At 39.8% G+C, this 22,182-nt stretch carries 10 protein-coding genes, 14 tRNA genes and 2 rRNA genes; 22 read left to right on the forward strand and 4 right to left on the reverse strand.

Annotated features, from left to right (window positions below; translation table 11 throughout):
- Positions 1-162: 162 nt before the first annotated feature.
- The 16 genes from DCE79_RS00995 (at position 163) to DCE79_RS01070 (ending at position 4,621) form a co-directional block, all read left to right on the forward strand.
- Positions 163-3,090 (forward strand): 23S ribosomal RNA (locus tag DCE79_RS00995).
- Between the two features lie 99 nt (positions 3,091-3,189).
- Positions 3,190-3,305: ribosomal RNA gene (gene rrf, locus DCE79_RS01000) — 5S ribosomal RNA — on the forward strand.
- A gap of 10 nt (positions 3,306-3,315) precedes the next feature.
- Positions 3,316-3,391 (forward strand) — tRNA-Val (locus DCE79_RS01005).
- Positions 3,392-3,401: 10 nt separating this feature from the next.
- Positions 3,402-3,477, forward strand: a tRNA-Thr gene (locus tag DCE79_RS01010).
- A gap of 7 nt (positions 3,478-3,484) precedes the next feature.
- Positions 3,485-3,560: transfer RNA gene (locus tag DCE79_RS01015), tRNA-Lys, on the forward strand.
- Between the two features lie 46 nt (positions 3,561-3,606).
- A tRNA-Gly gene (locus tag DCE79_RS01020) sits at positions 3,607-3,681 on the forward strand.
- A 7-nt stretch (positions 3,682-3,688) separates the two neighbouring features.
- A tRNA-Leu gene (locus DCE79_RS01025) sits at positions 3,689-3,777 on the forward strand.
- A 24-nt stretch (positions 3,778-3,801) separates the two neighbouring features.
- Positions 3,802-3,878, forward strand: a tRNA-Arg gene (locus DCE79_RS01030).
- A gap of 26 nt (positions 3,879-3,904) precedes the next feature.
- Positions 3,905-3,981, forward strand: a tRNA-Pro gene (locus tag DCE79_RS01035).
- 7 nt (positions 3,982-3,988) lie between these two features.
- Positions 3,989-4,064: transfer RNA gene (locus tag DCE79_RS01040), tRNA-Ala, on the forward strand.
- Positions 4,065-4,083: 19 nt separating this feature from the next.
- Positions 4,084-4,176, forward strand: a tRNA-Ser gene (locus DCE79_RS01045).
- A gap of 22 nt (positions 4,177-4,198) precedes the next feature.
- Positions 4,199-4,274, forward strand: a tRNA-Asp gene (locus DCE79_RS01050).
- 22 nt (positions 4,275-4,296) lie between these two features.
- Positions 4,297-4,372, forward strand: a tRNA-Phe gene (locus tag DCE79_RS01055).
- Between the two features lie 12 nt (positions 4,373-4,384).
- Positions 4,385-4,461, forward strand: a tRNA-Ile gene (locus DCE79_RS01060).
- 10 nt (positions 4,462-4,471) lie between these two features.
- Positions 4,472-4,547 (forward strand) — tRNA-Asn (locus tag DCE79_RS01065).
- Positions 4,548-4,549: 2 nt separating this feature from the next.
- Positions 4,550-4,621: transfer RNA gene (locus tag DCE79_RS01070), tRNA-Glu, on the forward strand.
- 148 nt (positions 4,622-4,769) lie between these two features.
- On the opposite strand, the gene DCE79_RS01075 is transcribed toward DCE79_RS01070, so the two are convergent.
- On the reverse strand, positions 4,770-5,819 hold the full coding sequence (locus tag DCE79_RS01075) for an S-layer homology domain-containing protein (RefSeq protein WP_108711301.1): 1,050 nt from the start codon (positions 5,817-5,819) through the stop codon (positions 4,770-4,772).
- 293 nt (positions 5,820-6,112) lie between these two features.
- On the opposite strand from DCE79_RS01075, the gene DCE79_RS18680 reads away from it, so the two are divergent.
- The 4 genes from DCE79_RS18680 (at position 6,113) to DCE79_RS01095 (ending at position 14,182) form a co-directional block, all read left to right on the forward strand.
- On the forward strand, positions 6,113-10,813 hold the full coding sequence (locus DCE79_RS18680; protein WP_234417303.1) for an S-layer homology domain-containing protein: 4,701 nt from the start codon (positions 6,113-6,115) through the stop codon (positions 10,811-10,813).
- Between the two features lie 100 nt (positions 10,814-10,913).
- On the forward strand, positions 10,914-11,843 hold the full coding sequence (locus tag DCE79_RS01085) for an AEC family transporter (RefSeq protein ID WP_108711302.1): 930 nt from the start codon (positions 10,914-10,916) through the stop codon (positions 11,841-11,843).
- Between the two features lie 242 nt (positions 11,844-12,085).
- On the forward strand, positions 12,086-13,708 hold the full coding sequence (locus DCE79_RS01090; RefSeq protein WP_108711303.1) for an FAD-dependent oxidoreductase: 1,623 nt from the start codon (positions 12,086-12,088) through the stop codon (positions 13,706-13,708).
- Between the two features lie 12 nt (positions 13,709-13,720).
- Positions 13,721-14,182: an SRPBCC family protein gene (locus DCE79_RS01095; protein ID WP_108711304.1), complete on the forward strand. Its 462-nt coding sequence runs from the start codon at positions 13,721-13,723 to the stop codon at positions 14,180-14,182.
- A gap of 30 nt (positions 14,183-14,212) precedes the next feature.
- Here the strand turns inward: DCE79_RS01095 and DCE79_RS01100 are convergent, their stop codons facing one another.
- Together DCE79_RS01100 and DCE79_RS01105 are read right to left on the reverse strand one after the other, a co-directional pair.
- Positions 14,213-14,845: a TetR/AcrR family transcriptional regulator gene (locus DCE79_RS01100; RefSeq protein ID WP_159083031.1), complete on the reverse strand. Its 633-nt coding sequence runs from the start codon at positions 14,843-14,845 to the stop codon at positions 14,213-14,215.
- Positions 14,846-14,989: 144 nt separating this feature from the next.
- A complete protein-coding gene (locus DCE79_RS01105; RefSeq protein WP_108711306.1) occupies positions 14,990-16,480 on the reverse strand; it encodes a catalase in 1,491 nt (496 codons plus the stop codon).
- 462 nt (positions 16,481-16,942) lie between these two features.
- Between DCE79_RS01105 and DCE79_RS01110 the strand changes: the two genes are divergently transcribed.
- Complete coding sequence (locus DCE79_RS01110) at positions 16,943-18,790, forward strand: SLC13 family permease (protein ID WP_108711307.1); 1,848 nt, start codon at positions 16,943-16,945, stop codon at positions 18,788-18,790.
- A gap of 60 nt (positions 18,791-18,850) precedes the next feature.
- On the opposite strand, the gene DCE79_RS01115 is transcribed toward DCE79_RS01110, so the two are convergent.
- Positions 18,851-20,311 carry a helix-turn-helix domain-containing protein gene (locus DCE79_RS01115; protein ID WP_108711308.1) on the reverse strand — a complete coding sequence of 487 codons (1,461 nt, stop codon included), beginning with the start codon at positions 20,309-20,311 and terminating at the stop codon, positions 18,851-18,853.
- Between the two features lie 207 nt (positions 20,312-20,518).
- Between DCE79_RS01115 and hutU the strand changes: the two genes are divergently transcribed.
- Positions 20,519-22,180 carry a urocanate hydratase gene (gene hutU / locus DCE79_RS01120; RefSeq protein ID WP_108711309.1) on the forward strand — a complete coding sequence of 554 codons (1,662 nt, stop codon included), beginning with the start codon at positions 20,519-20,521 and terminating at the stop codon, positions 22,178-22,180.
- Positions 22,181-22,182 lie beyond the last annotated feature (2 nt).

Genomic DNA, 22,182 nt, shown 5'->3' on the forward strand with positions numbered 1-22,182 from the left:
TTCACGATGTGATTGAAGTCAGCTGCTTTGTTCTTTGAAAACTGGATAAAACGACATTGAAAGCAATAAACAAATTTTCTATTAGTAATAATAGATCACAAACGTCAAGTAATTGACGTGCAAACTTAAATCTTGAACTTGTTCAAGTTTAACTAAACTTTTGGTTAAGTTAATAAGGGCGCACGGTGGATGCCTTGGCACTAGGAGTCGATGAAGGACGGCACTAACACCGATATGCCTCGGGGAGCTGTAAGTAAGCTTTGATCCGGGGATTTCCGAATGGGGGAACCCACTATCTTTAATCGGATAGTATCTACACGTGAATTCATAGCGTGATGAGGACAGACGCAGAGAACTGAAACATCTAAGTACCTGCAGGAACAGAAAGAAAATTCGATTCCCTGAGTAGCGGCGAGCGAAACGGGAAGAGCCCAAACCAAAGAGCTTGCTCTTTGGGGTTGTAGGACATTCTATACGGAGTTACAAAAGAATGAGCTAGACGAAGCGACTTGGAAAGGTCCGCGAAACAAGGTAAAAGCCCTGTAGTCAAAAGTTCATTCCCTCCAGAGTGTATCCTGAGTACGGCGGAACACGTGAAATTCCGTCGGAATCTGGGAGGACCATCTCCCAAGGCTAAATACTACCTAGTGACCGATAGTGAACCAGTACCGTGAGGGAAAGGTGAAAAGCACCCCGGAAGGGGAGTGAAATAGATCCTGAAACCGTGTGCCTACAAGTAGTTAGAGCCCGTTAATGGGTGATAGCGTGCCTTTTGTAGAATGAACCGGCGAGTTACGATTACGTGCGAGGTTAAGTTGAGAAGACGGAGCCGCAGCGAAAGCGAGTCTGAATAGGGCGAATTAGTACGTGGTCGTAGACCCGAAACCAGGTGATCTACCCATGTCCAGGGTGAAGGTGAGGTAACACTTACTGGAGGCCCGAACCCACGCATGTTGAAAAATGCGGGGATGAGGTGTGGGTAGCGGAGAAATTCCAATCGAACCTGGAGATAGCTGGTTCTCTCCGAAATAGCTTTAGGGCTAGCCTCGTGATTGAGAATACTGGAGGTAGAGCACTGTTTGGACTAGGGGCCCATCTCGGGTTACCGAATTCAGACAAACTCCGAATGCCAGATATTTATACACGGGAGTCAGACTGCGAGTGATAAGATCCGTAGTCAAAAGGGAAACAGCCCAGACCACCAGCTAAGGTCCCAAAGTAATCGTTAAGTGGAAAAGGATGTGGCGTTGCTTAGACAACCAGGATGTTGGCTTAGAAGCAGCCATCATTTAAAGAGTGCGTAATAGCTCACTGGTCGAGTGACACTGCGCCGAAAATGTATCGGGGCTAAACGATTCACCGAAGCTGTGGATGCATCCGTATGGATGCGTGGTAGGAGAGCGTTCTAAGGGCGTTGAAGTCAGACCGGAAGGACTGGTGGAGCGCTTAGAAGTGAGAATGCCGGTATGAGTAGCGAAACATGGGTGAGAATCCCATGCACCGTATGACTAAGGTTTCCTGAGGAAGGCTCGTCCGCTCAGGGTTAGTCGGGACCTAAGCCGAGGCCGATAGGCGTAGGCGATGGACAACAGGTTGATATTCCTGTACCACCTCCTCACCGTTTGAGAAATGGGGGGACGCAGTAGGATAGGGTAAGCAGAGCGTTGGTTGTCTCTGTTCAAGCAGTAAGGCGTGTATGTAGGCAAATCCGCATACTTTAACGTTGAGCTGTGATGACGAGCTCGTATGAGCGAAGTTCCTGATTTCACGCTGCCAAGAAAAGCCTCTATCGAGGTGAGAGGTGCCCGTACCGCAAACCGACACAGGTAGTCGAGGAGAGAATCCTAAGGTGTGCGAGAGAACTCTCGTTAAGGAACTCGGCAAAATGACCCCGTAACTTCGGGAGAAGGGGTGCTCTTTAAGGTGAATAGCCATGAAGAGCCGCAGTGAATAGGCCCAGGCGACTGTTTAGCAAAAACACAGGTCTCTGCAAAACCGTAAGGTGACGTATAGGGGCTGACGCCTGCCCGGTGCTGGAAGGTTAAGAGGAGTGGTTAGCGCAAGCGAAGCTGCGAATTGAAGCCCCAGTAAACGGCGGCCGTAACTATAACGGTCCTAAGGTAGCGAAATTCCTTGTCGGGTAAGTTCCGACCCGCACGAAAGGCGTAACGATCTGGGCACTGTCTCAACGAGAGACTCGGTGAAATTATAGTACCTGTGAAGATGCAGGTTACCCGCGACAGGACGGAAAGACCCCGTGGAGCTTTACTGTAGCCTGATATTGAATTTTGGTACAACTTGTACAGAATAGGTAGGAGCCAGAGATTCCGGAGCGCCAGCTTCGGAGGAGGCGTCAGTGGGATACTACCCTGGTTGTATTGAACTTCTAACCCATACCCCTTAGCGGGGTAGGAGACAGTGTCAGGCGGACAGTTTGACTGGGGCGGTCGCCTCCTAAAGAGTAACGGAGGCGCCCAAAGGTTCCCTCAGAATGGTTGGAAATCATTCGAAGAGTGTAAAGGCATAAGGGAGCTTGACTGCGAGACCTACAAGTCGAGCAGGGTCGAAAGACGGGCTTAGTGATCCGGTGGTTCCGCATGGAAGGGCCATCGCTCAACGGATAAAAGCTACCCCGGGGATAACAGGCTTATCTCCCCCAAGAGTCCACATCGACGGGGAGGTTTGGCACCTCGATGTCGGCTCATCGCATCCTGGGGCTGTAGTCGGTCCCAAGGGTTGGGCTGTTCGCCCATTAAAGCGGTACGCGAGCTGGGTTCAGAACGTCGTGAGACAGTTCGGTCCCTATCCGTCGTGGGCGTAGGAAATTTGAGAGGAGCTGTCCTTAGTACGAGAGGACCGGGATGGACACACCGCTGGTGTACCAGTTGTTCTGCCAAGAGCATCGCTGGGTAGCTATGTGTGGACGGGATAAGTGCTGAAAGCATCTAAGCATGAAGCCCCCCTCAAGATGAGATTTCCCATTACGCAAGTAAGTAAGACCCCTGAAAGACGATCAGGTAGATAGGTTCGAGGTGGAAGTGTGGTGACACATGGAGCTGACGAATACTAATCGGTCGAGGACTTAACCACATTTTATTGCACAACTCAATGAAACGTTTATCCAGTTTTGAAAGAACAATTCTTTCTACATATACACGGATGTTCTTTAACATGACATCCATGTCATAGTGAAGTGATGATGGCAAAGAGGTCACACCTGTTCCCATACCGAACACAGAAGTTAAGCTCTTTAGCGCCGATGGTAGTTGGGGGTTTCCCCCTGTGAGAGTAGGACGTCGCTTCGCTAGAATATATGGAGGATTAGCTCAGCTGGGAGAGCACCTGCCTTACAAGCAGGGGGTCGGCGGTTCGAGCCCGTCATCCTCCACCATTTCTATAGTGCCGGTGTAGCTCAGTTGGTAGAGCAACTGACTTGTAATCAGTAGGTCGAGGGTTCGACTCCTTTCGCCGGCACCACTATAGAGTGCCATTAGCTCAGTTGGTAGAGCATCTGACTTTTAATCAGAGGGTCGAAGGTTCGAGTCCTTCATGGCACACCAGTTTTTAATTTCATAACTGTCAGAATAAAAATATCTTATGCATTTTGCGGAAGTAGTTCAGTGGTAGAACACCACCTTGCCAAGGTGGGGGTCGCGAGTTCGAACCTCGTCTTCCGCTCCAAAAAAATGCCGGGGTGGCGGAACTGGCAGACGCACAGGACTTAAAATCCTGCGGTGAGTGATCACCGTGCCGGTTCGATTCCGGCCCTCGGCACCATTTTTACTTTAAACAAAAAATTTAGCGCTCGTAGCTCAATTGGATAGAGCATCTGACTACGAATCAGAAGGTTGTAGGTTCAAGTCCTGTCGAGCGCACCATATATTTTTAAATGAAATGACAAATTCGGAATGTAGCTCAGCTTGGTAGAGCACTTGGTTTGGGACCAAGGGGTCGTAGGTTCGAATCCTGTCATTCCGACCATTATAATGGGGCCTTAGCTCAGCTGGGAGAGCGCCTGCCTTGCACGCAGGAGGTCAGCGGTTCGATCCCGCTAGGCTCCACCATATATTTATTTTTTTCTTCGGAGGTATACCCAAGTCTGGCTGAAGGGATTAGTCTTGAAAACTAACAGGCGGGTTAAACCGCGCGGGGGTTCGAATCCCTCTACCTCCTCCATTTTCATAATTTACTTAATGTTGGTCCCGTGGTGTAGCGGTTAACATGCCTGCCTGTCACGCAGGAGATCGCCGGTTCGATCCCGGTCGGGACCGCCATTTTTTTATGAAATTTTATAGTGGGTTTGTAGCTCAGTTGGTAGAGCATTAGATTGAAGCTCTAAGTGTCGGCGGTTCGATTCCGTCCAAACCCACCATATTTTTTATATGGGCCTATAGCTCAGCTGGTTAGAGCGCACGCCTGATAAGCGTGAGGTCGATGGTTCGAGTCCATTTAGGCCCACCATATAAATTGTTCCGAAGTAGCTCAGTTGGTAGAGCATCCGGCTGTTAACCGGCAGGTCGTAGGTTCGAGTCCTACCTTCGGAGCCATTGGCCCGTTGGTCAAGCGGTTAAGACACCGCCCTTTCACGGCGGTAACACGAGTTCGATTCTCGTACGGGTCATATATATAAAGAAGCACATCGCATTTGCGGTGTGCTTTTTTGTTCTAGTGGATAAGAAAGTATAAATTTCTAAGGAAATGTGAATAAGATAAGCAATAACAGGCTACTTCAATTGTACAAATTGAAGTAGCCTGTTATTTTAGTTTAATTAACGTTTTAATATGCCATTGAAATTTGTACCTTTGTCACGTGCATTTTCACAGTTAAACTCAGTAGTTTTTATGCCAGTACCTTGTTTTTGGAATTCAATAATACAACGGTCACCATTGCTGGTCTTTGACATGCGTGCCTTTGTATCGGATACAATCGTTGCTGTTCCTTCTGCAGAACCAGAAGCCCAACCGTCAAACGTATTGTATGCAACAGAGAAACTATTTTTTGTGCTATTTGTAATCGTTAAGAAACGACCTTTTGAATCGGTAGCATCTGACTCGTATGAATAATCCCCGTTCCATGTTTTGCTTGGATTTTTATCTGGGGTTAGGGACCAGTTTTTTCCTTTACGTAATGATGAGTCAACTGCGTTTCGTGCGTTGTTTGCTCTTGTATTTAGAGCAACGCCATTGGGATTACTATAACTGTTTTCAGCTGGATCTGAGATATAAAAGTAGGTTTTCGATTGTAAATTGAAGAATAGTGCTACGACTTGTGCGCGTGTTAAATTATTCGTTGCACCGTAAAACTTCGCTAAATTTGTATATTCATACTGTGGATACTGGCCGGACGAGATCCCGTGGTCTACTAAAAAGCGAATGGACTGGTTTAAATTAGCTTTCCCTTCTGCTACATACGCAATCGCTTGGGCAACAACGCCACGTTTAATGGGTTGCTCGCGAATGGTATTATCGAAATAGCCGTTCAATGGCACTTGATAAGCTGCTAATGTATTGTAGTTTGGGTCGGATGAAAGTGGTTTTTTCGTATATTTTTGAAGTGCGTTGTTAGTAGGCTCAAGATCAAAATAATTAACTAAAATATGAGCGAATTGTTGCTCGGTTATAGGCTGATTTGGACGGAAAGTGCCATCTGGATAGCCGCTTATAATATCGAAATCATAGGCCCACTTAATAGCTGTATATGCGTAATGGTTATTGGGAACATCTTTGAATAGCTGTTTTGCAGCATAGGTGGTGTTAGTAAATGGTAAGAAAGATAAGAAGAGTACGGTGCTAAGAAAAATCACACTAAATCGCTTCATCGGTATGGCTCCTTTTCTTTGGAATTAAATTTACAGTAACATGTTCTTTAGGTGCCTGCAAATAGTAGCGAATGGTTAATCATTCAGAATCAGACTATACGAAATTTCTAAAACTGACGAAAAAGATACATGCGCTAAAATGATGAAATTTAGAAAATGGAGGGTCTATTCAAAAGAATAGGCTCTTTTTTCATAGTTATTGTGCAATTTTTATTCTAAAATTTGGATAGAAACCGATATAAAGGGTAACGAATTTTTTGTACATAAGAAACCGAGAAGGAGATGTTTTATACATGAACCAATCGAAAAAAATATTAGCAGCTTTGGTTGCGATTCCAGCGAGTGTTATTGTGGCGGGGGAAGTGTCGGCTGCGGAGGATTCTATAACATTTGAGATAAAAAATGAGTTTGTAAATGATTCGGCTGGATATAGTCCAACATCAGTTGCAAATGAAGTAGTAATTACAAATAAAGAGGCATTACAAACTGAAATTTTTAATGCAATGAAGGGAGTAACTGGTAAGCTTACGGTTACATATAATGCACCAGACATCACAACTTCTCAAAAATCTGTCGAAGAGATTTTTGAAGCATTAAAGAAAGATTTATTAAATACACCAAATTCAGAGTTTGATTATACGAGACTATATGGAAATATGAATAAAGTTAAAGTGAAAGCCACAAAAGTAACTTCAGCTACAGAGGATTCAGTAAAATTAGAGTTTGATTTTAACTATTTAGAAGATCCAATAAATGAAAAGGTTATTGATGTTTATCTACAATCGGAATTAACAAAAATTAATTGGTCTGTTATCAGTAATACCATGAGTACTATTGAAAAAATAAAATTTGTTCATGATCATTTAGTAAACCAAACTTTCATTAACCGAAATAACCATAGTTTAATGCAAATTAAAGTAAACAATGGTGGGTTATCATCACATGCATATGCAATGTGGACGTATATATTCCTTAAAGAGATGGGAGTAGACGTACGTTATGTTTATGGAATGTCTAACGGTGAACTTCACTCATGGAATGCAGTGAAAGTTGAATCTGACTGGTACCATTTAGATGTTGCAGCAGATGATAATACAAATTCTCAAAGTAATGATTTAATTTACCAAAATTTTTTAACGGATTTAGGTGGAAGAGATATTTACTTTGGTAATACAGGAGTTTCAACATTTTCTTCATATCAAAATAATGTATTTAAAAATATTGTAAATCCTGTTGAAATCGAATCAGCTTTATATTATTCAAAGGAAACTAGTAATGGTAAAATTATCAAATTAACTTTAGGTGCTGTTCCAACCGAAACTCAAATTATTTCTTCCGCGACATCAGGGATTGGTAAAATCAAGGAACATAACTCAACTTTATATTTTATCAATGATAGCGATAGAAAGTATTTATATAAATATGATTTAACAAATTTAGAACTCATGGTTAAAGAACCAGTTCAATCATTTACTATATCAGGTGATCTTTTAACATATCTATCAGAAGGCGGTAGAAAACAGATTACTTTGGGTACTGTAGATAAATTGAACGAAGTAATCACTAGTTTACAAAAATTAATTGTAGTTAATCAAAATGATTTAGATGATGATGGAATTGCAGTATATCAACGAAACATTAAAAAGTTAATAGAGGCATACTCGCAACTAACAGAAAATGAAAAACTGAATGTAAATAAAAGTAATAATGGATGGGCAGAATTAATTAATTTAATTGGAATTTACGATTCAAACTTGAAAGATGCTATTGAAAGGATTGAAACAATAGATTCTACGATTATAGATAGCTCAGCGAACCTGATTACTTTCTTAAATTCTTTAAACACTGCTAATGCGGCTTATAATAATTCGACGAATAAGAATTTAGTTTTTAACTATTCAGTTTTGAAAAATGCTAATGCACAAAAAATAGAAATGGATCTATTGGATGACGATATTAGTGCATTTATTGCGAGAGCTACAGTGGTAACAAATCGTAATAAGGCATTTTATGAAGACTTAAAAATTCTTCAAAAAAGATATGCTAGTTTAAGTCCATTAATGAAAAAAGGTATAGATAGTACTTCAATCAGCATTATCAATGCATATACGATTGAATCAACAGATGATACTAGCATTCAAACTATACTAAATACGTTAGGCATATTAAATATTGAGTCAGAAAATTACTTAACGATGGTTGAAACGCTTAAAAATGAGTATGAGAAAATTAAAGATAAACCACATTTAACATCATTCTTAACGGAACAACAAAAAAATACAATTACTACTGCAATACCTTTAGCTGAACAAATGAAGGCAACTATTACAGAGTTTAATGGTTTTCTAACTACTTTAAATGGAATTACAAATATCGAAAATATATCATTTACCACACAATTAATTGCAGATATGAAAAAGGCAAATAATGTTTATTCTACATTAAAGCCATCACAGTGGGCCTCAATTTTAGGAGCAAATAACAGCCTTGAGAAGAGAAATGAAATTGGAGATAAATTGTCATCCGTTATTAATAAGCTACAAATTGTAGAAGGTGATTTGAATTCAAATGTTGGAGAAGCGGAACAATTAATTAAAAATATTGGAGAGTCATTTGTAAGTAATGCTGAATTTAAATCTGCCATAGATAAAGTTCATTTAGACTTAATAGATTTGGCAGGTAATGCTGGCATAACCGTTTTCCTATCGGTATTGTCAGCAGATGTTCAAAATAAGTGGACAAGATACGAAACAATCTATAGTGAGTTAAGTAAATCAAATAATAAGATAACTACGTTGGAAAGTGCAGTAGATGCTTTAAGTGATCCTCCAACTGACTCTGAAATTAATGAGGTGTCGAGATTATATAACGAACTTCTAGAATCAGATTCAATTTATGGTAAGAGTCAATTTATTGATCCGCAAAAATTACAAATAATTAAAGGCTTAGAAACCATAGTTAAAGAAGCAAAAGACAGAACTGCGGCATTAAATGTACAAACTAAAATAACCGATTTACTGGACAATGCCTCTTATGAGACTGTTCATGAAATTGTGAAGTTATACGACTCTTTAAGTAGTCAAGCAAAAGTGTATGTAGACAACTATTCTAGATTGATAAAGTTATGGGAAAAAGTATCTGGAAGTAAAGCACTCATCGACGCGTTAAATGCAAAAATTGCAGCCGCTAATGAAAAAACTTCAGAGGAAGATTTACAGAAAATTTTAGATGAGTATAGTGTCTTATCACAAGAGATAAAAGATCAGATTGTCAATATTGATAAAGTTGAAGACTATTTAAGTGACATTAAAACCAAAAAAGCTGGGGAATCCGTAGAACAACTCATCAAAAAAATTAAAGAATTAAGTGATGATGCAACACCTTTAGAAATACAGGCGTTACGTGAAGAATATGATGCATTACCAGAAGAGTTAAAAGCATTAATTCCTGCAAATGTTTTAAAGCTATTAGAAACCTTCGAAAAACAAATGGAAGCCCAACTAGAAGCAGCAACTAAAGAAGCTCAACCGGTGATCGACCGCATCAAAAAAATCGACTTAAACAAATACACAGAAGCTCAAATTACGAGTATTTATAATGCATATGGTTCACTTAGCTTACTTGCGAAAGACGTTGTTATGAAGTCAGGTGCTTATAAAGAGCTTATGAATGCACTGGACCATGTTAAAAACCAAAACACCGTCGTCAAACAAGCTAAACTAGAAGCCGGAGCGTTCGATGAGCATATGGATAAACTTGATCGTAACTCTACAACAGCCCAAATTGCAGCAGCTCGTGCTCTTTACAACCGTTTATCCTACGAGGCGAAAAAGCATGTGCTAACATTTGATAAATTAGTGCGCTTAGAGACGATGTGGAAGGACCCTGAGTATATTGAGCTTGTGCACACGTACTACCCAGACTATATTCATGCGATTAAGCCAGGTGGTATTGAAATCACGAAGCCAAATTATGATTCTCTTTATATTCCAGATGATTCAGAGGAAAAAAATGTAGCGAACTATCTGCCAACGGAGGCAACTTGGTCGAGCTATGAGGAAATGACGTATCGCAGTGGTCGTTATATGGCGAGCATTACGTCTTCTCAAGTGAAAAATTTAAGTGACCGTACGTTGACATTAAAAGCGGATGAGATAGAAATTGTCTTACCAACGGTCGATTTAAAAGGTACTTCAGGCACAGTGGGGGTATCGGTTGGGCTATCAAATAACCGATTAACTATTCAATTCACAGAGAACGACAATGCGAAAACGTTCTCTGAATACGTGGAGATTCGTGTACCGAAGAGTGCTTTAAATAGCAGTAAATATCAAATGATTGAGCGTGTCGTTTCAAATAGTGGAACAGCAGCATCATTTAAAGTAGATGGCGCGGACTTTGTGATCCGTACGAAAACAAGTGGTATTTTCCAAGGTGCAACAAGTAATGTGACTTACAATGATTTAGGTACCTCTTCTGCAGGAAATGCGGTGCGTGAATTTGCGAAGCGCGGCATTACGTACAGCACGACAGGTCGTTCAGTTCAAATGACAAAACAAGTAACACGTGCGGACGTGGCAACTTTAATTGCGAAGGCATTAGACCTTTCAAGTTCTACGAAAACGAAATACCAAGACTTAAGTTCAGCTATTTCAGCTAGTCGTGCTCAAGCCTTACAAGATGCGGGCATTATGAGCGGTGTTACTTCAAGCCGTTTCGGTATTAATACAACGGTCACTAAACAAGAAGCAGCGATTATTATTGCCAATATGTACCGTTATTTAGATCAAGATTTATCAAAAGCATATAATGAGTTAAAAACAAACTATACAGACGTATCGAATGTAACGTTTGAAGCACAACAAAGCATTGCGATTTTAGAGCTATTTGGTGTATTGGATGGCAATGGTAAATTTAACCCGAATGAACCCCTAACACGTGGTCAATTCGCAGAGCTCCTTTATAAATCATTAACAGCCATCGATTTCCTATAATCGGTTAAGACGCATCCAACATTGGGTGCGTCTTTTTTCATCTACAGGGATGCGCTATAATTAAAAAGTAAGAAACATGCACAAAAAGGAGTTTTAGCGCATGATCTATTTATCCATGATCTTCTTCAAAATCGTTGCACCCATACTTGTACTACTTGTGATCGGTGCGATTTTACAGCGAAAAATACATTTTAATTTAAAAGCTTTATCGCAATTAATTACGTATTGCTTCATGCCTGCAGCGGTATTTATTAATATTTATGAAACGTCCGTCGAAATGAGCGTTATCGGGCAAATTACGATATTCATCGTGCTATTTATTGGCTCACAAATGTTATTAAGCCAGCTTTTAGCGAAATTCATGAAGCTTGAAAAGAAAGAGGCTGCTGTTTTTAAAAATAGCGTTGTTCTCATAAACTCAGGCAACTACGGGATCCCTGTGGCTCAGATGATTTTCGCCACGCAACCAATTGGCGTAGCGATTCAAGTGATGCTCGTCATTTTTCAAAATATGACGACGTATACATATGGACTTTATAATCTCATTTCATCAACGAAGTCAGGGTTAGCGATCATTCGAGATTTTTTAAAAATGCCGATTGTGCATGCGCTCATTTTAGGGGCCATCTTAAACTTTTTCGATATACCGATTCCTGAAACATTTAGTATTCCGATTGAACATATCGCGGACGGGTTTGTGGCAGTGGCACTCATTACATTAGGGGCACAATTATCAACCATTGAAATGCGTACGCTGTTCAATAAGACCGTATTTGTTAGCTGCTTTACACGTTTAATTGTTGGGCCAGCAATTGCCTTACTTATCATCTTTGCTTTAGGTTTAGACGGGGTTGTGGCCCAATCATTATTTATCGCGAGTGCTTTCCCAACATCACGTAATAGTTCAAGCTTAGCGTTAGAATATGACATTGAATCGGCAACAGCTGCGCAAACAGTACTATTTTCAACGATTATTAGCTGTTTAACCGTGACAGTCGTGATTTACATTTCGAATATTTTATTTGTATAACAAAACAAAAGCTGTGAAAAGGTTTACGCCTTTTTATGGCTTTTCTTTGTTTTGTGATATTTTTTTGATTTATACCTACAAAAATTTATAACTACACAACATTTAATAAGCTTGCCTAATATTAAAGTTTCGTTTTTCTTTTAAAATACATAAATATTCTCTAATTAGTTGAAAAAAACTAGTATATGTAACATAATTAAATTGATAGTGACACTATCATTTCGCGAAGGGAGCGAATATAAATGCAAAACATTCAATGGGAAAAAGAAGTTGATGTGATCGTTCTAGGTACAGGGGGAGCTGCTTTATCAGCAGCAGTAGCAGCAGCAGATAATGGCGCATCGGTTTTAGTGTTGGAAAAAACACATCAAATCGGTGGGACGACTGCTTATTCAGGCGGGGTTCCTTGGGTTCCGTTAAATCATTATATGAAAGAAGCAGGTTTTGAAGATGATCGTGATTCAGCGGTTAATTTTATTAAACGCGTAGCATTAGGTCGCGCAGAAGATCATATGATTGAGCGCTTTGTTGATAAAGGACATGAAGTATTTAAAGCACTTCATGACAAAACACCATTACGCTTCGAAACACCAAAAGGCTATCCGGAGTACTATAAAAACTTACCAGAAGCATTACAAAATGGGACACGTTCATTAGATCCATCACCATTTAATTTAGACGAAATTGGTGAGTGGGGCATGCATTTACGTCAAAATCCAATCTTCCCACCATTAACATTAGCAGAAGGAGGGGCAGTTGGTGGTATTGACTTCCAAATGATTGCAGAGCGTATGCAAAACAACATCGTAACGATGGGACGTGCATTAATCGCCGCATTATTTAAAGGCTGTTTAGACCGTGGTGTGGAAACGTTATTACATACAGCGGGTAAAGAGCTAGTCTTAGGTGACGACAAAGAAATTATCGGTGTCATCGCCGAAACTTCTGATGGCGAGACAAAATATTTCAAAGCAAACAAAGGGGTCATTTTAGCTTCAGGTGGCTTTGAATGGAATAAACAATTAACAAAAGCATTCTTAAAAATGGACATTACGCACCCAGTTTCTCCTCCAGGTAATGAAGGGGATGCGCTAATGATGGCGATGAAAGCTGGCGCGGCGTTAGATAATATGAGTGAAGCATGGTGGTACCCAGCGATGGTAGATCCAACATTCGAATATGAAGATCACGTTATGGCGCAATTAGGTGGCGGACGTAACGGCCCGAACTCAATCGTTGTTAACAAGCATGGTCGTCGTTTCACAAATGAAGGGACAACTTACAATGATATGCCACGTGCGTTCTTCAACTTCGATCCAGTGGAGTTCGAATTCCCGAACGAAGCACCAGTATGGATGGTTTTCGATCAACAGTTAAAAGATAGTCAATTAATCATTACGATGACACCTGGTGATCCAGCTCCTGAGTGGGTAGACCAAGCTCCAACATTAAGTGAATTAGCAGAAAAGATTGGTGTTAACGCAGTCAACTTAGAAGATGAAGTAGCAAAATGGAATAGCTACTGCGAACAAAAGAAAGATCCAGATTTTCGTCGTGGTACAACACAATTTGAAAACTTAACAGGCGGCGGCGCGAGCCCAGAAGCAAACTTAGGTAAAATCGAAAAAGGGCCATTCTACGCACTACCAATCTATTTAGGTGCATTAGGGACAAACGGCGGACCAAAAATTGATGAAAACGGGCAAGTATTAAACTTTGCCAGTGAACCAATTAAAGGTTTATATGCAGCGGGCAATGCATCTGCAAACCCACTTGGCCCAATTTATCCAAGTGCAGGCGGAACAATCGGACCAGGTATGGTATTCGGTTATTTAGCAGGAGAACACGCAGCAAAATCAAACTAAGAGGTGACTATCATGCCAGCAGGAACACATTCAGTATCAGTACCTTTAAATATCAACAAAATTTGGGATTTCGTAAAAGATATGAACAACTGGGCACCACTTGTCCCAGGCTATATCGATCATGAAATTATTAATGAAAATGAGTCTACTTGGGCATTTAAAGGTGACTTAGGTTTCATGAAGAAAACGGTTAAATTAAAAATAGATGTAAAAGAATGGAACGAGCCATCAGGGGTTATTTTCGACTTAACAGGGATGTCGGATAATTTTAAAGGTGGCGGCTATTTCAAGGCAGAAGCTGTCAATGACATTGAAACGATTATGACAGGAAACCTTGACATCACAGCTGGCGGTATGATGGGACCAATGATCAATCAAATTTTAATGAAATTCGTGCCACAAACTGCACAAGACTTAACAGATGCAATTGTTGCGAAGTTAATTGAAATAAACAAATTAATCGAATCTAATTAAGCTAAAAGGGAGATAACGTGTATGTTGTATTTACATGGTATCTCCCTTATTTTTTAAATAAGATAAAATAAGAAATTTCAATTCATTAAGTTCTTCCTTGGAAGGGATAGGCACAATGGTATCCGGTAAAAGACTTATAAATGCGTGTTTTTTAATAGCTGTACCAAAAACATTCATAATGGTTTGAATGGTAAGGTGCGTTGCTTTTTGTGAAGTAATCGAGCCATCTGAGCTTCCTTGTTGCAGGGAATGTGTGATAAGACGCCCAATTTTTGTATAAGATTGACGTATTTCATCAAGCAACTTTTCTTCTACTGGATTATAAGCCATGTAGTATTCAAAGCTTTCAAGTAACGTGACGGCTTGTAGATTTGCTGAAAAAATATATTGTATATAAGCATCTAATATCGCTTCTATTTTATCGTAACCAGATTTACTAGCATGAGCGATGGCTTCAAATTGCGGTACCATTTCCTCGATAACTTCTTTGACTACTTCAATTATAAGCAACTCTTTTTTCGGAAAGTAGCGAAATAACGTTGCAACTCCAACATTGGCATTGTCGGCAATTTTTTGCATCGTCGTTCGCTCAAAACCATTATCCGTAAATAACATTCTTGCGGCATTTAGCATTTGTTGTCGTTTGATTTGTTTCGCTTGCAAAACGGTTCCCTCCAGAATCACTCTAATAGTTTTATCATACATAAAATATAGGTAAAAGTGGATAAGTATTATGAAAAACCGCAAACAAACGTAGTGTTTGCTTGCGGCTTAATTGCGTACAAAGTGGATATCAATGACGCTTTATTAAATTTGATTATTTAACGTAAGGTATGGGTTTGAAAGGTCCATTCCTTCTAAAGAAAGACCCATCGCTTTTGCTACACCTTCACCATAAGCTGGATCTGCTAAGTAGCAGTGTAAGATGTGACGACGTTTGATGAATTCTTCAACAGGCGCCATATCGTTGGCTGTGTTTTGGAATAATTGTTGTTTTTGATCGTCATTCATTAAGTTAAATAGTTTACCTGGCTGCTCGAAGTAGTTGTTGTCATCTTCATTGAAATCATAGATATCAGCAGGTCCATCAAGAGCTAGTGCAGGGTCTTTGTATTGTGGTTGTCCTTGTAAGGCACCATAGCTATTTGGATAGTACGTAACTGCTGAACCGCGGTTACCATCAGCACGACCTTGACCATCACGGTGATATACCATGAACGGGCATTTTGGTGTGTTTACTGGAATTTGGTGATGATTCACGCCTAAACGGTAACGTGTTGCATCTTGGTAAGCGAACAAGCGCGCTTGTAACATGCGGTCTGGTGAGAAGCTAATGCCAGGCACTACGTTAGAAGGAGCGAATGCAGCTTGCTCAACATCAGCGAAGTAGTTTTCTGGGTTACGGTTTAACTCGAATTCACCAACTTCGATTAATGGGTACTCTGATTTGAACCAAACTTTTGTTAAATCGAATGGGTTATCTTTATGATTACGTGCTTGTTCTTCAGTCATTACTTGGATGTACATTTTCCATATCGGAAACTCGCCTTTTTCGATTGATTCGAATAAGTCGCGTTGAGAAGATTCGCGGTCATTGCCGATTACTTCAGAAGCTTCAGCACCCGTGAAATTTTCGATCCCTTGTTGTGTACGGAAATGGAACTTTACGTATACACGCTCATTTGCAGCGTTGATCATTGAGTAAGTGTGAGAACCGAATCCGTGCATTTGACGGAAGCCTTTTGGAATACCACGGTCAGACATAACAATCGTTACTTGGTGTAATGCTTCAGGTAATGAGCTCCAGAAATCCCAGTTTGAATTGGCATTGTGCATATTCGTTTTTGGGTCACGCTTTACAACGTGGTTTAAGTCTGGGAAGTGTAATGGATCACGGAAGAAGAATACAGGCGTGTTGTTACCAACCATATCCCAGTTTCCTTCTTCAGTGTAGAATTTTAATGCAAAACCACGGATATCGCGCTCTGCATCAGCAGCCCCACGTTCACCAGCTACTGTAGAGAAACGTGCGAACATTTCTGTCTTTTTGCCGATTTCAGAGAAGATGGCTGCTTTAGAATATTTTGTGATGTCTTGAGTTACTGTGAAAGTACCAAAAGCACCTGAACCCTTCGCGTGCATACGACGCTCAGGAATTACTTCACGGTTAAAGTTGGCTAATTTTTCGATTAAAAATACGTCTTGTAATAAAATTGGACCACGGCGACCAGCTGTTTGTGAATCGTCATTACTTACGACTGGCGCACCAGTGATTGTTGTTAAACGTTCATTTGTCATGTGTAAGTTCCCCCTATAAATGGAATAGTAATGCTCTTATAAAATAACTATAACAAATCCAAATCATAATTTCTACTAGATTATAATAATTCTTTTTAAGGAACTCTTATATTAAAATATTAATTATATAATATGATAATTATTTGCCATTGATGAAGGCTAATAATTTTAAAATAATCTATATACCCGTTATATAAATAGCGTAAACAGTAACGTTTATTATAGTAAACATACTAGCAAATAGAAAACTTCAACTTGAATAAAATTAGAATGAAAAGTTATAAAAAAGATTGTTTATTACTATAATGATAATGATAATGAAAATAGTGATAGCTAATTGAAAATCGTTTGTGAGATTGTTAATAAAATGAGCACCTTTTTGTGACAATTGAGAGAAGCACAACAGTTTTAGAGCTTTATCTTATATAATAGGTGGCAAGTATAAGGAGAAAGGGAAATATTATGCAATTAACGTTAACATTTATTATTTTAGCGCTCACGATCATTTTGTTTACGACGAATCGTCTTCGTGCAGATTTAGTGGCTGTAATGGCATTATTGTTTTTTGTAATTTTAGATATTTTAACACCTGTTGAAGCGTTGGCTGGGTTTTCAAATTCAGTCGTCATTATGATCGCGGGTCTGTTCGTTGTAGGTGCAGGGATTTTACGAACTGGTCTTGCAGGAATGGCTGGAAATTTATTGTTAAAGTGGTCGGCTGATAGTGAGCTCCGTCTGTTTATTTTATTGCTCATTATTGTAGCGATTGTAGGTGCGTTTATGAGTAACACAGGTACAGTTGCACTGATGCTACCAATCGTTGTGTCGATTGCTCTTAGTATTAAAGTAAGTCCATCAAAATTTTTAATGCCGTTGTCTTATATTGCAAGTATGTCTGGTTTGATGACGTTAATCGCATCGCCAACAAACTTAATTGCCTCACAAACATTAGTCGATCATGGCTTCGAAAAGTTGGGATTTTTCACAATTACTCCAATTGGTATTATAGCGACGCTTACCGTTATTATTTATTTAGTTTTAGTACGTAACAAGCTACTTCCAAAAGAAGAAAACCGCTCGCAATCAAGTGCAGGCTATAAATTATCACCGAAAAGAATTGCCAAAGAATACGATTTACAAGACAAATTATTCCGTCTTGTTGTTGGTGCAGAATCGACAATACTCGATCAAAAGCTAGCCAATTTAAAATTGCCTGCAACATATCATATTTACATCATGAAAATTAAACGGGGTGCTGCACAAGAAGGACTAAATTTACGCCCGATGACCTACCAAGAGCTGGCAGGTCCTACAAGTGTAATTTATGCAGGGGATGAGCTTTACATACAAGGAATTGCTACAGATGTTGAGCGCTTTGCTAAAGATTTCACGCTACAGATAGTGCCATTTGAAAATAATATTGAAGAACTTATTTCGAAAAAAATTGGTGTGGCCGAAGTATTATTAACCCCGCAATCTCAATTAATCGGGGAAACCGTTAGTAAAATCGGATTCCGTGAAAAGTACAATTTAAATATCCTCGGCATTAATCGCAAAGGGGATTATTTATTAAAAAATATGGCTGAGCAGAAACTACGATTCGGGGATGCAATTTTAGTTCAGGGTACATGGGATGAAATTGAGCTGTTATCCCGCGAAACACAAGATGTTGTTGTAGTCGGCCAACCTCGTGAACATGCGGGAACTGCAGCAGCAAGTGGAAAAGCGCCATTAGCTGGTATGATCATGCTTCTAATGATTGGTTTAATGGTATTTGAAGTGTTTGATGCCGTGATTGCAGTGTTAATTGGTGCGGTGCTGATGATTATCACGGGCTGCTTGCGGAATATGGATGATGCGTATAATAAGATGAACTTCGAAAGTATCGTGCTTGTTGCGGCAATGCTTCCCATGGCGACGGCTCTTGAAAAAACAGGGGGAATGACGATTTTAGCAGATGGGATTATTAAACTGCTTGGTGACTTCGGACCTTATGGCGTGTTAATGGGCATTTATATCCTAACGGTTGTGTTTGGACAGTTTGTTAGTAATACGGCAACAGCTGTGTTGTTTTCGCCAATCGCTATAACAGCGGCCATTGCGATGGATGCCAATCCGTATACATTTATGATTGGTGTGGCTACAGCAGCAAGCATGGCCTTTGCAACGCCCATTGCTTCTCCAACAAATTCACTTGTGTTAACAGCAGGTGGCTATAAATTTATGGATTTCGTTAAAGTCGGCGTTCCACTACAAATCATCATGTTTATTGTCATGATGATTGCGGTTCCTTTACTGTTTCCATTTTAAATGTAAAACATCTTTGAATGAAGCATATGAAAATGTGTTTCATTCTTAGGTGTTTTTTCTCTATTGATAGTTATTTTTCGCTTGCATCCGATAGCGATAAGGTGTCACATTATAATAATCGCGGAAAACCTTCGTAAAATAATTGCCATCAATAAATCCGACCATTTCGGCAATCGTTGCAATGGCGATGTCCGATTGTATTAATAACTTTTCAGCTTGCTGCACACGGTATTGCTGTAAAAATCGTTTAAATGGAATCCCTCTTTTTTTCGAAAATAGATTACTTAAATAATTGGCACTAATATTGAGTTCCTTTGCAACCATTTGCAAGGATAATGCCGAATCCTTATAATGCTGTTCAATAATGGAAACGGCTAATTCAGCATAATCGACATGGAGGGATAGCTGAGCCGCCTTCACAGTTTCCATAAGCATTTGTGTAAATAAAATAAACTCCTGCACAATCGCGTATAAAATGGGGTGCTCTAAAATAAGGTGAAATAGTTCCCGGTACTGTGCTTCTATTTTTGCTTGTTGTTGCAGGTGATACTTCATCATAAAGCGGCGAATTTGTGCCAGAATACTCGTTAAATGAATACGTACATCCTCATGGTGATAAAAGGTCGATGCATTCGATAGTTTATATAAAAATTCTTTAATGGCTTTTAAATCGCCCTTTTCTAAACTGGAAATCCATAATTGCTGTGTTTCAGGAGTTAACAGTGGGTCCAGTCTCGTCACAATAAGAGATTGCGTACTATTGAAAATGTGACCATACCCTTTATAAAATCGCTGAGCCAGTGCTTTTTTGCAATCATTATACATATCTCGAAGGGTTGCATCTTCCCCGTCATAAAAAGCGATATTCATTTCCTCTTCGCTAAATTTCATCCACTCTTGAATGATTAAGCGCAATGTCTTCGTGTTTTGTGTAAAATCTTTCACTTGAATAATACATAAAATCCGATTTTGTAGGGGAAAAGCCGTCAATTTTTCAAGAATAGGTGATTGGATTATCCAATGATACAGTGCTAAATTGTCCTTGAATTGCGCGGGCTCAAGCAAGAAAAAGGCATACTGCTGCAAATCAATTTTTTTCGGCGTATTTAAGTAAAGATCCAAGTAAAGTTGTGCTTCTACAGGAATCGGAGCAATTGTTGCAACATCCTGATTTTTAATCGGTAATGCCAAAATAGTCGATTTCAACTCGTCTAATGGAACTGGCTTTATAAATAATTGGACCGCTTTTACTTGGATTGCCTTTAAGGCCTGCTGAAAAATGGGCTGTGCGGTTAGTGCAATAATATGTACGTCTTGTTTTTGTAAAAAATGTTGTACAGATAAAGATAAGAACTCTGTTTCGATTAATAAAATTTGCGGTTGAAACTGAGAAAATAATGCCTCTAATTCCAAGCTATTTGTCGCACTTTGGATTTCTACACGACTCGAAATGTAGTTTTTCAAAAACCACTCAATCCCTTTAATTTCTTCGCTATCCCGTTCGATTATTAGTATCCGCATAACAACTACCACCTTATGAAATTGCTAATTCGTATAAAAAACATATTAAATGTTTAAATTTCATTTATTTTATTTAAATAATACTAAAATTTGAGATTTTTTTCTATATATTCTGAATTGGAAGAATAATAAAGTGTTAACAGATACCGTTAACAATTCGTCAAACGATTTTAAATAAAACTTTTAAATAAAAAGGAGCAGTTTTTTATGGTATTCAAAACAAATATTCGTGCACCACGAGGTTCGGAACTAACGTGCAAAGGGTGGACGCAAGAGGCAGCAATGCGTATGTTGATGAACAATTTAGATCCAGAAGTAGCAGAAAATCCAGATGAGTTAGTTGTTTACGGCGGCATCGGGAAAGCAGCACGTAACTGGGAAAGTTATGACAAACTAATTGAAACATTAAAGGTATTAGAAAACGATGAAACGATGCTTGTGCAATCAGGGAAACCTGTAGCCGTATTCAAAACGCATGAAAACGCACCGCGCGTACTCATTGCCAACTCAAACTTAGTACCAGGCTGGGCGAACTGGGATCACTTCTATGAATTAGAAGAACGCAACTTAATGATGTACGGTCAAATGACAGCGGGTTCATGGATTTATATAGGCGCACAAGGTATTTTACAAGGGACCTATTTAAGTTTTGTGGAAGCAGGGAAAAAGAAATTTGGTTCACCTGACTTACGCGGTCGTTGGATTTTAACGGGTGGTATGGGTGGAATGAGTGGCGCTCAACCGTTAGCAGGAAAAATGGCAGGTGCCGTTATCTTAGTTGTTGAAGTGGATCGTACACGTATTGAACGTAAAATCAAAGAAGGATACTGCGATTACCTTGTAGAAACAGTGGATGAAGCAGTGGCGCTCGTAAACAAATTAACGGCAGAGAAAACACCTGCTTCTATTGGTTTAGTAGGTAACTGCGCAGATGTGAATCGCGAGCTTTTAAACCGCGGAATTACACCTGATTTTGTAACAGACCAAACGTCAGCACATGATCCAATTAACGGATATGTACCAAATGGGATGTCATTAGAAGAGGCATTAAATTTACGTAAAACAGACGTGAAAACATATGAGCGTCGTGCAAAAGAAACGATGGCAGACCACGTACGTACAATGCTTGAATTCCAAGAAGCGGGAGCAGAAACGTTTGATTACGGGAATAACATCCGCGCTTTTGCAAAGGAAATGGGTGTAGAAAATTCCTTTGACTTCCCGGGTTTCGTACCAGCATATATCCGTCCATTATTCTGTGAAGGGAAAGGACCATTCCGCTGGGCAGCACTATCTGGTGATCCAGAAGATATTTACAAAACAGATGCACTCGCAAAAGAAATGTTCGCAGAAGACGCTGGTTTAGTAAACTGGATCGACATGGCACAAAAAATGGTGAAGTGGCAAGGCTTACCAGCGCGTATTTGCTGGTTAGGTTACGGGGACCGTCACCGCTTCGCACTACGCGTAAATGAAATGGTCGCAAGTGGTGAGTTAAAAGCACCAATCGTATTCGGACGTGATCATTTAGATTCAGGTTCAGTTGCTTCACCAAACCGTGAAACAGAAGCTATGATGGATGGTTCGGATGCAGTTTCAGACTGGCCATTACTAAATGCATTAGTAAACACTGCAGGTGGCGCGAGTTGGGTAAGTATTCATCACGGTGGTGGTGTAGGAATGGGCTACTCGCAACACGCTGGTCAAGTATTAGTTGCAGATGGTACACAACTTGCTGCAGATAAAATTAACCGCGTATTAATAGCAGATCCAGGAATGGGTGTTGTTCGCCACGCAGATGCAGGATATGATATCGCAATTCGTACAGCAAAAGAAAAAGGCGTTAATATGCCGATGCTAAAAGGATGATG

It is taken from the genome of Lysinibacillus sp. 2017, from assembly GCF_003073375.1.
Taxonomy (GTDB): domain Bacteria; phylum Bacillota; class Bacilli; order Bacillales_A; family Planococcaceae; genus Solibacillus.

Excerpts from the sequence above, each read along its gene's own strand:
- DCE79_RS01085 (WP_108711302.1), top strand. The coding sequence starts at position 10,914 with ATGATCTATTTATCCATGATCTTCTTCAAAATCGTTGCACCCATACTT.
- DCE79_RS01075 (WP_108711301.1), bottom strand. The coding sequence starts at position 5,819 with ATGAAGCGATTTAGTGTGATTTTTCTTAGCACCGTACTCTTCTTATCT.
- DCE79_RS01095 (WP_108711304.1), top strand. The coding sequence starts at position 13,721 with ATGCCAGCAGGAACACATTCAGTATCAGTACCTTTAAATATCAACAAA.
- DCE79_RS01110 (WP_108711307.1), top strand. The coding sequence starts at position 16,943 with ATGCAATTAACGTTAACATTTATTATTTTAGCGCTCACGATCATTTTG.
- DCE79_RS01090 (WP_108711303.1), top strand. The coding sequence starts at position 12,086 with ATGCAAAACATTCAATGGGAAAAAGAAGTTGATGTGATCGTTCTAGGT.
- DCE79_RS18680 (WP_234417303.1), top strand. The coding sequence starts at position 6,113 with ATGAACCAATCGAAAAAAATATTAGCAGCTTTGGTTGCGATTCCAGCG.
- DCE79_RS01115 (WP_108711308.1), bottom strand. The coding sequence starts at position 20,311 with ATGCGGATACTAATAATCGAACGGGATAGCGAAGAAATTAAAGGGATT.
- hutU (WP_108711309.1), top strand. The coding sequence starts at position 20,519 with ATGGTATTCAAAACAAATATTCGTGCACCACGAGGTTCGGAACTAACG.
- DCE79_RS01105 (WP_108711306.1), bottom strand. The coding sequence starts at position 16,480 with ATGACAAATGAACGTTTAACAACAATCACTGGTGCGCCAGTCGTAAGT.